At 39.0% G+C, this 14,535-nt stretch carries 10 protein-coding genes; 9 read left to right on the forward strand and 1 reads right to left on the reverse strand.

The features are described 5' to 3' along the window. Position 1: 1 nt before the first annotated feature. The 8 genes from BC8716_RS06760 (at position 2) to BC8716_RS06795 (ending at position 12,481) form a co-directional block, all read left to right on the forward strand. The gene (locus BC8716_RS06760; protein WP_094424427.1) at positions 2-796 is read left to right on the forward strand and encodes an MBL fold metallo-hydrolase; all 795 of its coding nucleotides are present in this window, start codon (positions 2-4) and stop codon (positions 794-796) included. 200 nt (positions 797-996) lie between these two features. Further along, complete coding sequence (locus BC8716_RS06765; protein ID WP_094424428.1) at positions 997-2,217, forward strand: S1C family serine protease; 1,221 nt, start codon at positions 997-999, stop codon at positions 2,215-2,217. 131 nt (positions 2,218-2,348) lie between these two features. Then, entirely contained in the window at positions 2,349-2,501 is a 153-nt protein-coding gene (locus BC8716_RS06770; protein ID WP_094424429.1) for a CxxH/CxxC protein, read from the forward strand. Between the two features lie 77 nt (positions 2,502-2,578). Then, the gene (rlmH, locus tag BC8716_RS06775) at positions 2,579-3,058 is read left to right on the forward strand and encodes a 23S rRNA (pseudouridine(1915)-N(3))-methyltransferase RlmH (RefSeq protein ID WP_073304349.1); all 480 of its coding nucleotides are present in this window, start codon (positions 2,579-2,581) and stop codon (positions 3,056-3,058) included. A 994-nt stretch (positions 3,059-4,052) separates the two neighbouring features. Further along, positions 4,053-6,635, forward strand: coding sequence for an ATP-dependent helicase (locus BC8716_RS06780; RefSeq protein WP_094424430.1), 2,583 nt, complete (start codon positions 4,053-4,055; stop codon positions 6,633-6,635). Then, positions 6,628-7,449 (forward strand): PD-(D/E)XK nuclease family protein, encoded by an 822-nt coding sequence (locus BC8716_RS06785; protein WP_094424431.1) that lies wholly within the window; start codon positions 6,628-6,630, stop codon positions 7,447-7,449. Before BC8716_RS06780 ends, BC8716_RS06785 begins: the two co-directional genes overlap by 8 nt. A 2-nt stretch (positions 7,450-7,451) precedes the next feature. Next, positions 7,452-9,455, forward strand: a complete 2,004-nt coding sequence (locus BC8716_RS06790) for a site-specific DNA-methyltransferase (RefSeq protein WP_094424432.1) — start codon at positions 7,452-7,454, stop codon at positions 9,453-9,455. A gap of 14 nt (positions 9,456-9,469) precedes the next feature. Then, positions 9,470-12,481 (forward strand): restriction endonuclease, encoded by a 3,012-nt coding sequence (locus BC8716_RS06795; RefSeq protein WP_094424433.1) that lies wholly within the window; start codon positions 9,470-9,472, stop codon positions 12,479-12,481. Positions 12,482-12,902: 421 nt separating this feature from the next. On the opposite strand, the gene BC8716_RS06800 is transcribed toward BC8716_RS06795, so the two are convergent. Further along, positions 12,903-13,085 carry a hypothetical protein gene (locus tag BC8716_RS06800; RefSeq protein ID WP_180320037.1) on the reverse strand — a complete coding sequence of 61 codons (183 nt, stop codon included), beginning with the start codon at positions 13,083-13,085 and terminating at the stop codon, positions 12,903-12,905. Between the two features lie 554 nt (positions 13,086-13,639). On the opposite strand from BC8716_RS06800, the gene BC8716_RS06805 reads away from it, so the two are divergent. Continuing rightward, positions 13,640-14,431, forward strand: coding sequence for a nucleotidyltransferase domain-containing protein (locus BC8716_RS06805; RefSeq protein WP_094424434.1), 792 nt, complete (start codon positions 13,640-13,642; stop codon positions 14,429-14,431). Positions 14,432-14,535: the final 104 nt, after the last annotated feature.

The following is a 14,535-nucleotide window of genomic DNA, read 5'->3' on the forward strand; positions in this document are numbered from 1 at the left end:
GATGAGTATGCGGTTCAGCGTGCTGGCCAGCGGCAGTACTGGAAACGCGATGTATGTAGAGACGGCATCGCAGCGCCTTTTAATTGATGCCGGTCTAACCGGGAAAAAACTGGACGAGCTGTTCCAAAAAATTGACCGCAACCCAAAAGACATTGATGCGCTGCTTGTCACCCATGAACATAGCGACCATATTAAAGGAGTCGGCGTTTTTGCCAGAAAACATCAAGTGCCGATCTATGCGAACGCAAAAACGTGGAAAGCGATGGAGAAACAGCTTGGGCAGTTGTCTCTTGACCAAAAGTTTGAGTTCGACCGGGAGACAGTCAAGCAGTTTGGCGACATAGAAGTCGAGTCATTTGGCGTCTCACACGATGCAGCTGAACCGATGTTTTTTGTCTTCCGCCACGAAGGCAAGAAACTCGTTTTAGCGACAGATATGGGCTATGTGAGCGAACGAATTAAAAAGACCGTTGCAGGCGCCGATACGTACGTGTTTGAGTCCAACCATGATATGAACATGCTCCGTGTCGGCCGCTATCCCTGGAACGTCAAACGCCGGATTCTGAGCGATTTAGGCCATGTTTCCAACGAAGATGCCGCGATGGCGTTGGCCGATGTCGTCGAGGACAAACAAGCCAACATCTACTTAGCTCATTTAAGCCTCGACAACAATATGAAAGAATTAGCGCATATGACAGTCAAGCAAGTGTTAGAGCAAGAAGGGCATAAAGTCGGCGAAACGCTGCGCCTATACGATACGGACCCGTATCACCCTACCCCCCTCTCGATTGTTTAAAAAGGGATGAAAGCGTAAATAAATAGAAAGAACCTACAGTATTCGTTTTTTTATCAAACTTCAGCAACAGTTATCGATAATTGTTAAACGAAGGTCAAAAATCGTTGAAATGCCCGCAAATGCCTAGACCATCAGGCGAACAGGGGTATAATAAAGATACATAGAACGAATACGACTGTTTAGAGGGAAGGGGTATAATCATGGGCTACTATGATGACCAGCAAGAAACGCGCTACCGTGAGCCAAATAAAAGCTCAAAAAAAGTGGCTGGTTTGTCCGCGTTTGGCGGTGCCATTATCGGCGGTGCGCTTGTGTTAATTGCTTCACCAATTATGTCGAGCCTCGGCCTTGGCATAGATGATTCAGCAAGCGAAAACAACAACGCCAATACAGAACCGAATACCGAGCAAAACGCCGAGAATGTCATTAACCTCGACGTCAATTCAGCGGTCACGGACGTTGTGAGCAAAGTGTCCGATGCAGTCGTCGGCGTCATTAACATGCAGCAAGCCAACATGTTCGGATCGAGTGAAACAGACGAAACAGGCACAGGATCTGGTGTGGTTTATAAGAAAGAAGGCGACTCGGCATTCATTGTTACCAATAACCATGTCATTGAAGGTGCTTCGGAAATTGAAGTCGCCTTAACGGACGGCACCCGCGTTCCAGCTACGCTTGTAGGCCAAGATGAAATAACAGACTTAGCTGTCCTTGAAATCGATGGCGAAAACGTCACAACCGTTGCCGAGTTCGGCAATTCCGATGAATTAAGCGTCGGCGAACCAGCGATTGCGATAGGCAACCCGCTTGGCCTTGAATTTGCCGGCAGCGTCACACAAGGCATTATCAGCGCGACAGAACGGAGCATTCCAGTCGATTTAAGCGGCAATGGCCAAATTGATTGGAATGCAGAAGTACTGCAAACGGACGCAGCGATTAATCCCGGCAACAGTGGCGGTGCACTTATTAACATTAACGGCGAAGTCATCGGGATTAACTCGATGAAAATTTCCGGCGGTGCAGAAGGATTAGGCTTTGCGATCCCTTCTTCCATCGTGCAGCCAACCATCAGCGACTTAGAACAGTACGGCGAAGTGCGACGCCCAACACTCGGCATCACTTTGCGCTCGCTCAATGAACTGCCAAGTTCCGCTCTCCAAGGAACGTTGAACTTGCCTGAAGACGTGACAGAAGGCATCGTCATCGTCGGCGTCCAAAACGGCAGCGCTGCAGCCGATGCAGGCCTGCAAGAACGAGACGTCATCGTCGAAATTGACGGCAAAGCGATTGAAAACCCTCAAGAGTTGCGCAAACTCTTATACGCTGAACGCTCCATCGGCGACACCATTTCCGTCACACTCTACCGTGACGGTGACAAACAAACAATCGATGTCACCCTTGAAGAACAAAGCGACGTATAAACAAATCCACAGCTCCCGCGAACAACGCGCGGGAGCTGTTTTTTTGCTTTGTGGATTGTGCAAAAGAAGCACTCGCTGTGGATAGCCAAGCCATGCTATAATAGCAAACGACAAAGAAAGGACGGATTCAATTGCTTTACGCCTGCACAGAACATATCGAACTAGCACTAGACGTCGCCGTAGACGAATGGGAAGTTGCACCCAAAATCGAAAAAACCACAGACGCCAACGACGCCACATGTAGCTACTGTGGAAACAAAGCCACATACACTGTGGCAAAATAATCAGATATACACACTGTTGATATGTGGATAAGTTATGTGGATAAACTGTTTGCATCTGAAAAAGGAGTTATACACAAGTGAATATCACGATTCTATCCGTCGGCAAACTAAAAGAAAAATACATAAAACAAGGCATCGACGAATACAAAAAGCGCCTAAGCGCCTACGCCAAAATCCAAGAAATCGAAGTCCCAGACGAAAAAGCACCCGAACACTTAAGCACCGAAGACATGCGCCTCGTCAAGAAAAAAGAAGGCGAACGCCTCCTCGCCAAAATAAGCGCCGACAGCTACGTCATCGCCCTGGCGATCGAAGGCAACATGAAAACAAGCGAGCAACTTGCAAAGAATATTGAACAGCTCGGCACATATGGAAAAAGCAAAATCGCCTTCGTAATCGGCGGTTCATTAGGATTGTCTAACGACGTGTACGCACGGGCAGACGAACTGCTATCATTTTCAAAAATGACATTCCCCCACCAACTGATGAAACTCGTGCTATTTGAGCAACTGTATCGGAGTTTTCGGATTATGAGGGGGGAGCCGTATCATAAGTAGGGGGGAAAATTGTTGTAAATAAAATGATATTTTGGTTTATGAAGCGGGTAAGGGCTGTGAAAATGTAACGTCTTTATCGTTTCCGATAAAGTAAATGAATAAGTGTAAAAGCCTAGGATATATTGACCACCGTAAAATTGAAGTCAAGTTCAACCTGATGAATAGATCTTGAGAGATTTTCTAATTGTCGTTTGAGATTCTACCTAAATAGCTGGAGCAACTCCTTTTTTCCTTCCCTTGAAGAGAGTTGGTAGACTTCTACAAACTTCTTCTCTAATATAAAACGAGCCAACTCATGCGGGATGACTTTTGTATCTGATGAACTTATATCCAGAGTTTATTTTTCTTTTGTTCAAATTGCTTCCTAAGCACCTTTTGAAGTCGTTCTTCTAAGATTGCGAGAGGGAAGAGGTTTAGTTCAAATACTCATAAATATATTCTATGAAACTGTTTTATTTATAACAGCCTTTTTCTGTATGCTATAAATCCCCTTTAAGTTCAGAAATGGCGAGAAGCGATTGCTTATTTAAAGATTGAATGGTTGAAATAAAGTCTCTCTGAAAAGGAAGTTTTCAATTTGCCCAAACACCTGATTTTCAGCGTAATAGCTTTGATGTTATTAAATTTACAGGCAGATGATCATTTATTATGAAAATCAGAACAGACATAGTGATGATGTTTTCACTTTGTACAATCTTTGCGTTTATATAAGTTAGTAATGAAAGGAACCAGGCCCAGTCTGTAATCGGGACAACGTAAAATACCAGCAAAAGATGCAGATCAATAAATTTGTTTTCCAGAGCACCCCTTTCCAACCGAGAAAGCTACCGCACTATTTTGGAAGAACAGTCAGGATTCCCTGTTAATAAAATAACTCTATTAAATTGACTTTGTTACCCTTTGGTAGAAAGTCTTTTTTATAACCTTTCATGAAAATCAGCCGTATGTAATGGTATAATGTTACTATTAAGACTGTTGAGGAGGTCTGGACTTTATGAATTCTTCTACTTTGGAAGATTTATTTGAAATTCATAAGTTTAAACCAAACGAGGGACAATTAGAAGCAATTAAAACATTAGAGGGTCCACTTTTCTTAATGGCAGGTCCAGGTTCAGGTAAGACAAGAGTTCTTTTGTGGAGAACAGTAAATGCTATTGTATTCCAAAATGTCAATCCAGAAAACATTTTTTTGTCTACTTTTACGGAGAAGGCCGCAAAACAATTGAAAGACGGACTTCAGTCTATATTAGGTACAGTCACAAATATTACAGGCGTTCCATATGACATTTCGAGAGCGTATATAGGAACTGTTCATTCACTTTGTCAGCGAATTATTGCAGATAGAAGGTTTATAAAGCAACGTTCAAGAGTAAAACCGCCAATTCTTATGGATGAATTGGACCAATATTTCTTTGTCAATTCAAATCAATTTTGGAATATGGTCGAAGAAATCCTTCATGTGAAAGAAAATGAATGGCGTTCCGAAATGAAGAAATACTTTTCAAAGAGATCAGAGTCACGTCATGAAACTGCATTGTCACTTATTTCTGTATTCAATCGTTTTTCGGAAGAAAATCTGCAGATAGAAAGAATCATTGACCATGCGGTAAATATAAATGATGAAACATTACAGCAAATAGCCAGATTATATGAATGGTATAAACAAAGACTCCAAACAATGAATATGGTTGATTTTGCACTATTACAACAAAGAGCTTATAGTCAATTACTTGAAAGTGAGCATGTAATTAATGAATTTGAGCATGTCGTAATTGATGAATTTCAGGACACAAATCGGATTCAAGAGCAACTGTTCTTACGATTAGCAAAAGGAAATAAAAACCTTTGTGTAGTAGGTGATGATGACCAAGCACTATATCGGTTTCGTGGAGCTACAGTAGAGAACTTTGTTCAATTTCCTCAAAGGTCTAAACTATATTTATTAACTCCTCCAAAGGAAATAAAGTTGAATATTAATTATCGTTCCAAGAAACAAATCGTAACAACTTATACCAACTTCATCGAGAAGGTCAGTTGGGTAAGAGAAGATGGGGCTGGATACTATCGCTTACATGAAAAAGATATCCAGTCACATCATCGAGATAATGATTTAGCTGTTATTACAACTACCCCATCCAAATCAGAAGACGTTGTTAAAGAAATTGCACAATTTGTTAAGAAGTTAATTGTAGAAAAAAAGGTGGAAGATCCTAATCAGATTGCATTCTTGTTCCCTGCATTAAAAAATAATAAACATGTTCAACGCATGAAAAGAGCATTGGAAGCAGAAGGGATTAAAGTTTATGCTCCAAGGGCAGGGCGTTTTTTAGAAGTAGAAGAAGCAAAAGCGATGTTTGGAATACTTACTCAAATAGTCGGCAAACCAACCAGACAAGCCTTTGCGGGAGCATACAAAGATTATCATGATTGGTTGGATGTTACTGAGGGAATTGCTAAGGAACTAATGGAGAAAGATGAGCGGTTAGGACGGTTTGTGCATGTTAAAATTGAAGAGCTTAATAGATGTAAAGACGACTATATTCGTCTTTTAAAGACTGTCAGTGATAATGGCTGGTCACTGAATGATATGTATGTACCGCAAACTCATAAGCGGATTCTTTCTAATACACCGCTTATTTCACAGCAAACTCTAAGGGGTCTTGGTACAGATCGCTTAGACAAAATTATTGAGCAAAGAATAAAAAGCGGAAAACCATTTACACTTCAATACATTCTAAATCGGGCAACATCAGTTGATTGGAATATAATGGATCTATTTTACCGTCTTTGTGGTTTTCCCTACTTTACACACATGTTCAAGTTGGCGGAAACTGGTGAAGATGAAGGACCGATTTCGAACCTCTCGATGATTTCAGAGTATTTAGCACGCTATATGGAGCAATCCCAATCAATGCTTACTGGTTCAAGGTTAATCGAAGACCGTTTTTCGAACGACTTTTTTGGTCGCTATGTGTATGGATTATTTCGAGTAGGCGAATCAGAAGTAGAGAACGAAGAAACACCATTCCCAAAAGGACGTATACCTTTTTTAACCATCCATCAGTCGAAAGGATTGGAATTCCCCTATGTAGTACTCGGCAGTCCTGGTAAAAGAAACTGGGGAGTGCCGAGAGTAGAGGAGCTTGTTAGGCCATTAATTGAAGCGGACAGTGAACCATTGGAAAGAATCCCTGAGTTTGATACAATGAGGCTATTTTATGTCGCTTTATCCAGGGCAGAAAATGCTTTGATTATTACCCACTTACGAGGTCCAGGTCAGGTGGTAGAACCAGCTTTCAAAAAGCTTTTTTCTGAAATGAACTACCCGATGATACCAAATATTGATGTCGATAAATTATCGGATGTACAAGTTAAGGAAGATGAGATTCCCAAGGTTTATTCATATACCAGTGATTACCTTTTGTATTTAAAGTGCCCAAGAAATTATATGGTCTTCAAAAAGTATGGGTTTGTACCATCACGTTCCCAAACTATGCTTTTTGGAAACCTTGTCCATCAGACGATTGAAGATATTCATAATCGAATCATTTCAATGCGAGGTGAAATAGATGAGTAACGACGAGATGTTGCAATTCATTGAGGAAGCATTTGAAGAGAATTACGAGCTTTTGAAATTAGAAGGTGGACACTCCTTGTCACCTCATGTAAAGAAATTAGCATTGGAGCAAGTGAAAAACTATTGGAAAAAGCTTCGAAACGTTGCGGAAAATGTCTCGGATACAGAAGTAAGACTTACCCTACCACAACAAAAAACACCAACTGGAAGACCATACACTATACAAGGTGTTGTAGACGTTGTAAAAGAAGATGAGAGAACAGTTATGTATGATATAAAAACTCATGATGCTGATTTTGTTAGAAGCAATAAAAAGGATTATGAGGGGCAATTGAATATCTATGCTCACATTTGGCAGTCTGTTCGTGGACAAGGACTGGACGGCACTTCAATACTTGCAACTGGTGAAACGGAGGCTTTGAGAAAAGCAAAACAACGGGCCTATCAATCAAATAATGAACGTTTTTTAGATGAAGCACTTAAGGAGTGGGACCCAGAAATACCGATCGAATTAGATCCAGGGCGTGTAGAAACTTATATTGAGTCCTTTGGTGAAGTTGTAGATATGATAGAAGAGCATTTATTCCAAGCTCCACCCGTTGACAGGTTAAAGACCAAATTGAAAGATAATAAAACATTTATCGAACATGCCTGTCGAAACTGTGACGTTCGTTTCTCCTGCAAATCGTATAAGGAATATGCCTTCACATCAAGTCGTGCAAGAAGGGACTATATTGCTTTCTACGATGATTATGGAACGGAGCAAGAGCGGGTAGAAATAATAGAAGCAACATTAGATGAAGAAGAGGTGTAATTATGTCAATTGAAGAATTAAAAAGACCAGTACGAATTGATGAAGATCGAATAGAGAAGCTGAAGGAATTGTTTCCAGAGGCTTTTGGTGATGGAAGATTGAATATAGAATTACTTAAGGAACTTATTAAGTTAAGTGATGATTTTTCAGACGCAGATTCAGGAGAATTTTTTGGGTTGCAATGGGCTGGAAAAAAAGAAGCAAGAAGGCTTAGCTCAATTCCAGCCACAGGAACACTAAATAAATCGGTTGGCGAAGGCATTAACGAAGACAACACTGATAATATTATTATCGAAGGTGATAATTTAGAAGTTTTACGGATTTTACAGAAGAGTTACTCTGGAAGAATACAAACTATTTACATTGACCCGCCGTACAATACGGATAAAGATTATATTTATAAAGATACATTTAAGGAACCAGTTGAAAGTTATTTGCAAAAATCAAACCAGGCAGATGAAGAGGGATTATTAACCAGTAATCCAAAGGCAAGTGGAAGATATCATGCTAATTGGTTAAATATGATGTATCCACGATTAAAGCTTGCATGGAGTCTTCTGAAACCCGATGGAATATTATGTGTGTCAATTTCAGATATAGAAGAAGCAAACTTGAGGAAAATATTGGACGAAATATTTGGGGAAGAAAATCATATTAATACAGTTTCGGTTAAATCAAAAGTGAGTGCTGGTGCGTCTGGTGGGGGAGAGGACAAACGCTTAAAGAAAAACCTTGAGTATATCCATATGTATGCTAAAAATCTTAATGAACTTCAACCATTATCTCATTTGAACCAACGCATGGAATTAAAGAAATTGATTTCCGAGATGAGAGAGGAAGGTAGAAGTTGGAAGTACACAAGCGTATTTACAGATATGGGGGAAAGGAAAAAAATCGCAACTACAATGGATGGGGATGGTAATCCTATTGAAATATTTTTACGGGAAAACGTAAAAAGGACAACAGTTGCCAAAATTATGAAAGAGGAAGGTTTAGATGAAGAGCAAGTATACAAAAAGTATTTGAATAATATCTTCAGGGATACCAATGCTCAATCAAGCATTCGGCAAAGGGTTATTGATGCGGTCCCTGGATTATCAAATAATCAAGTTTACGAGATAGAATATACCCCTCGCTCAGGTAAAAATAAAGGGAATAGGATTGTTCAAACGTATGTTGGAAACACTATTCAGTTAGTAGTTTGGCTAAAAGATGTTGTAGAAGAAGTAGATGGGACCCTTATGAAATTAGAAAAACTGGGGACCCTTTGGGATGACATTGATTACAATAATGTTGGTAGGGAAGGTGGAATTCCTTATCCTAATGGAAAAAAGCCAATTGAATTAATTAAAAGATGTATTCAAATCAATGATACTGGTGATGGTATTGTCATGGACTTTTTTGCGGGTTCAGGCTCAACAGGACATGCAGTATTAGATATGAATGCCGAAGATAATGGTTTAAGAAAGTTTATATTAGTTCAATTACCAGAGATTCCAAAGGACTCAGAGTTCGATAGAATAACAGAACTGACAAAACAACGTTTACGAAATAGCATAGCTCAGTTAAACGAGAAAGACGGAAACGCTGAAAAATTGGACAGAGGATTCTCTGTTTATAATTTGGATAAAACAAATATTAAGAAATGGGAAGAGTATGAAGGTGACGATATAACCGTATTAAACGAAGGTTTAGATCTGTTTACATCGCACCCATTGAATGAGCAAACAAGTGAAATAAATATTATTACTGAATTAATGTTAAACCAGGGCTTCCCACTCGACAGTAGGATTAAAACCAATAAAGTGGACAATGAACTTTGGATTGTTGAGCATGAAGATGTTTCATTCTCTTTAGTTGTTTGCTTAGACGAGAAGTTAGATGAAAAATCAGGGGATTACCTGGCAACTAATTATGAAAAATCAACATTCATTTGCCTTGATGATGCTTTAACAAATAAGCAAAAAATCCTTCTAAGCGAAGCAATGAATGTTAAAACAATTTAAAGGAGATGGACTATATGGCCAAGCAACTAACATTAAAATATAATGCCGATCAACAGTTCCAATTAGATGCCATCTCCAGTGTGGTTGATTTATTTGAAGGGGTACCATATCAAGAGCAAAAAGAACTTTTGTCGGGTGTCTCAAACGATATAATTCCAAACTTTCCACCCCAGGAAATATTAGATGAAATACTATTATTTGATAATCTCCAAATGGTACAGGAGAGGAATAACGACGAGAATCGAGGTAGTGAACTGGAGTTTTCCGATGAACTTGTGGTTGATGATGGCATGGTCTTAGAAGTAACGGGAAATGATTCTATTCGTGTACCTCACTTTACTGTTGAGATGGAAACGGGAACAGGAAAAACATATGTGTATCTACGTACATTATATGAATTGAAAATGCGATATGGGTTTACAAAGTTTATTATCGTTGTACCCAGCGTAGCGATTTACCAAGGTGTCTTGAAATCCATAAAGACGATGAGAAACCACTTTCGCCAATTATATGATAACCAGGACATTTCTGTAATTTCATATGACGGTGATAAGATTGGTGAGTTAAATACATTTGCCAGTAATACGGATTTAACAGTAATGGTTATGACCATTGATGCTTTTAATAAGGCAAGTAACAACATTTTTAAGCATACTGAGAAATTGTCGGGTGAGTGGAAACCATATCAGTATATCCAAGCGACAAGACCGATAATGATTTTAGATGAGGCACAGAACTTCGAAACAAGCAAGGCGAAAGAAGCTATTCGAACACTAAAACCCTTATTTGTGCTGAGATATTCTGCTACGCATCGCGATGCACCGAATATGGTATATAGTTTGACACCAATTGACGCATTTAGAAATAACCTCGTCAAACAAATTGAAGTAATTGGAGTTTCGGAATTAGGTAATTTAAATGATCAGATCCTTCGCTTAATGGAAATCAAGAGGAATCCGATTACAGCTACTGTGAGGGCCATTGTATTTGACCAAGGAGAAGCAGTTGAAAGAGATATTACATTAAGACAAGGCGAAGATTTATTTGCGAAAACAAAAAATCCTGATTACAAACAATTTGTTGTGGAAGAAATTCGATTTGGCAGACAAGAGGATGAGCAATTTATATCTTTTCAAAACGGAGTTTCTTTATCGGTGAGTGATTCAATGCTTTCTAAAGAGAGTATCTTTAGATCCCAAATTGAACGGACTATCAGTGTGCATATGCAACGTCAGCAAGCTTTGAAAGCCCAAGGAATAAAGGTGTTGTCTTTGTTTTTTATCGACAGGGTAAAGAACTATACCGCTCATGATGGATTAATAAAACGATTGTTTGATGAAAGTTTTGAAAGATTGAAGCACCATTACGATGAATATAAAGGGCTTTCTGCAAACGAGGTCAGGGAAGGTTATTTCGCAAAACCCAAAGCTGATTCACCTGAAGAAGAAGCCGTAGATACAGAAGGCAGAACAAAAGCACAAAGAGAAATGGAGAAGCGAGCTTTTGAACTGATTATGAAGGAAAAAGAGCGTCTCTTAAGTTTTGAAGAGCCTGTTTCATTTATATTTGCTCACTCTGCTTTAAAAGAAGGATGGGATAACCCGAACGTCTTCCAAATTTGTACACTCAATCAAACAAGCTCAACTATGAAAAAGCGTCAGGAGATCGGGCGTGGATTACGATTGGCTGTTGACCAAGAAGGAAAACGAGCAGAAAATCATGACATCAATATTTTAACTGTCGTTGCAAATGAACAATATGAATCCTTTGTGTCCCGTTTACAACAGGAATATATAGAGGACGGTACAGATGCTCCACCAACACCGAAGAAGCCAGAGCAAGGAGAAGTACATCGCAAAGAAGAAGTATACAACTCCGAAGAGTTCAAGGAATTCTGGCAAAAGTTGAATAAAAAAATGAGTTATAAAGTTGAAGTTGATACGAACAAGTTGATTGAAGAGTGTGTGGGTCGTCTAAATAATGCAAAGTTCCCATCACCTTTGATTGAAATTACAAGAGGTCGCTTTGTAATGTGTGAATACAAGCTTTCTCTTATAGCAACTGAAGGCGAACGAGCAAAACTTAAGATTGAGATGGAAGATTCAAAAGGAGGTCGCTTTGAAAATGAATTTTATGTACAGAAAGATGACGACTTAAAGAAAGTAACAAAGGATGATCGTCTCAGAGGATTCAAAGTGCTTCATACAGGCGAGTTGTATGGCGAACCATATATTAAATTTACCAATGAAGTAACAGTGAAAAAGTTTGAGCCATACAGATTTCATGCAGAAAGAGCAGAAAAGCCTAAGAAACAAATTGAACAAGCGGACAAGACCACCTATCCTATTCCCGATTTTATCACTCGTACTGCCAATGAAACGAAATTGACGAAGAAGACGATTGTTGAAATTTTTAAGGGGATTAGGACGGAACAGAAGGAAAAGATTTTCTTTAATCCCGAAGGATGGATATCTGAATTCTTATCTCAAATTAAAATTACTTTAAGTGATCATATTGTTGATAATATCGAATTTGAAATTGACGAAAATGTTGAGATCTATGATTCGGAAGAATTATTTCCAGAAATGGTGAAACAACCACAGCGTGAGTTAATAGAGGCGGGTGTCGCTGGCCTATACGACAAAGTCCAGGTAGATTCAGACGTAGAGCGTGATTTTATCCAGAACCTTGTTCGACCTGATGTTGAGAAGGATAATACAATTCTTTATTTTAAATTTCCGCCGAAGTTTAAAATATTACTGCCGAAAATTATTGGAAACTATAATCCCGACTGGGCAATCGTCAGGAAAGATGAAACCGATGATAAATTGAAGTTAGAATTGGTAAGGGAAACTAAAGGTGGACTTAAACTTGACGAGTTACGATTCCCGCAGGAAAAACGGAAAATCCTTTGTGCAATGAAATACTTTGAGAAAATTGGTGTGAACTATAGAGTTGTGACAGGGGACAGTTATGATTGGACGGAATTAACGGAGCCTGTGCAGTTAAGTTTGGAGACAAACTAAATAAAAGGTGATGAATAAAAGGGTTGAGGCTTAGTCTCGATCCTTTTATGATTAGCAGAAAACATCATTTCCTGTGTACCTGTAAACTCTTTAAATGGCAAGGCAATCGACGTAAATAAAATGGAGAACTGACTAACTTTCAATGAGGCGACTCATGAAATAAAGCAATTACAAGTTTTGGAATAGACCTGAAGGAGTACATTAAAGGGATTCTCCTTAGTAAACGAAATCATACAAAATTTAACAGGTAAGGATTATATTGAATACTCTTGAAGTGTATAAGGGATTTCCCTCATTGGGATGAGTAAAAAGAATATAAAAAAATGCTTAACGTGGTAAGAGCATTCCGTTTTTATATGTGAGCGCAAACGAACCTGTTCTGTCCTTTTCCCAGCCCCTGTCCCCAAACACCCGTCCTCCATTACCGAGACTTAACTCCCCCAAAAACGGCTAACTCCATCAGTACCTGAACAGGCTCGCTCTGAAAGTAGGTGATCACCTGGAGCATCATTTTTGTCTGATCCGCACCGTAAGGAATACCGCCACGCACTTGCTTTAAATAATGCTCTGTCACCTCATTTAGCTTCCATGAGGTTGTCCTCATGCTATCCCCGCCTTTCCGTTCATGATATAACAGTTCCAAGAGCAAGCTTTTGTCTCAACCCACTAAGCTAGTTAATGGTACCTTTCCCCATATCGACAGGAGTATCGATCCAACCGGAGCGAACTCCTCCGTTTCAGCAAACAACTAAAAACAACTCCAGCTTCTTCGATGCCAAGTGGCTGGCCAAGAAGCAGTGAGTGTTGGCTCCAACATAATCAATGCTTTTTACTTACGAGACGAATTGCATTGATTTGACCCCGTGTAGCTGCGGGGGCCCTAGAAGTGCTGTCCAACCAAAACTGGGTGTCGTAGCTCCAGGCCACTCTTTCAGTCACTGCCCCTCTGAAATCGCAATGTGATATACAATGCTGGCTGCCAGCTCAAAAATTCTATTTCCGATTGACCGTATGATAACTGGTTATGTGGGTAGGAGGCTTGCTTGCTGTGTCGCTAAGGCTTAAAAGACCAATATTTCTTTACTTTTACTCTATAAAAAAGAGGATTATTCCGACCAACCCTAGAAAAAATAAGCAAAAGGAGAATCAAGAATCAAAATGTATCAACATGAAGATCGTATAAAAGTGATGTCAGAGATTGAAAACTTCACAAGGTCAATAAACGGTATTCAAGGATTATTACTGGTTGGCTCTGGTTCAACTGGCTTTAGAGATCAGTATTCGGATCTTGATTTACTTGTCGTAGTGGAAAATCCCGAAAATGTAGTTGATATTAATGAGCAAATTAGAGGATTTTTACAATCAAGGTTTTGTGTTCTGAAAGAGAAAGTATACCAGCATGAAAAGGATATTTTCGTTACTTGTTTCTTTTTTGAAAACTATCTTGAGTTGGATTTAGGTGTATGGTCATTTAATAAACTTAGAGCAACAAAGCCAAATTGGATTGTTGTTTTTGATCGAGAAGGGATCCTTTCCGATAAACTAAATGACTCTTTAAATAAACTAAATCATAGGGATATGGATGAAGCAATAAATGATTCATTAAGTTTTATTTGGCAATTTTTTAGAAGCGCAGTTGTAGCGTTAAAAAGAGGCCATCTTATTAAAGCGCTAAAAGATATTGACTTTATACGAAATCAAATTATTGAGCTGATTTGCTTGCGAAACAACATTAACTATGATTTTGACAAATCTATTGATCAAATTGATAGTTATCATGTTAGCAGCCTTAAAAAAACTTATGAAGTGAAAATGGACTATACCAGTATAAAGAAAGTCCTTTTTGATGTGATGAATATCTACTTTGGTGTTATGGATATAAAAGAGAATGATGTTGTAGAAAAAAATAGACGAATGATCCATAAATTCTTAGAAGACGAGCTTATCTAAACGATTTAATGTCTTAATTTAACTAGTACCGGACTTTTCTTGGCTATACACTTAAACCAACTATTCACAAGCAAGCTGTGTGTGGGAGATATTGAATTTTTCAT

Origin of the sequence: Shouchella clausii (genome assembly GCF_002250115.1) — a bacterium.
Taxonomy (GTDB): domain Bacteria; phylum Bacillota; class Bacilli; order Bacillales; family Bacillaceae_D; genus Shouchella; species Shouchella clausii.

Coding starts and splice junctions, on each gene's coding strand:
- BC8716_RS06760 (WP_094424427.1), top strand. CDS start 2: ATGAGTATGCGGTTCAGCGTGCTGGCCAGCGGCAGTACTGGAAACGCG.
- BC8716_RS06765 (WP_094424428.1), top strand. CDS start 997: ATGGGCTACTATGATGACCAGCAAGAAACGCGCTACCGTGAGCCAAAT.
- BC8716_RS06780 (WP_094424430.1), top strand. CDS start 4,053: ATGAATTCTTCTACTTTGGAAGATTTATTTGAAATTCATAAGTTTAAA.
- BC8716_RS06785 (WP_094424431.1), top strand. CDS start 6,628: ATGAGTAACGACGAGATGTTGCAATTCATTGAGGAAGCATTTGAAGAG.
- BC8716_RS06790 (WP_094424432.1), top strand. CDS start 7,452: ATGTCAATTGAAGAATTAAAAAGACCAGTACGAATTGATGAAGATCGA.
- BC8716_RS06795 (WP_094424433.1), top strand. CDS start 9,470: ATGGCCAAGCAACTAACATTAAAATATAATGCCGATCAACAGTTCCAA.
- BC8716_RS06800 (WP_180320037.1), bottom strand. CDS start 13,085: ATGAGGACAACCTCATGGAAGCTAAATGAGGTGACAGAGCATTATTTA.
- BC8716_RS06805 (WP_094424434.1), top strand. CDS start 13,640: ATGTATCAACATGAAGATCGTATAAAAGTGATGTCAGAGATTGAAAAC.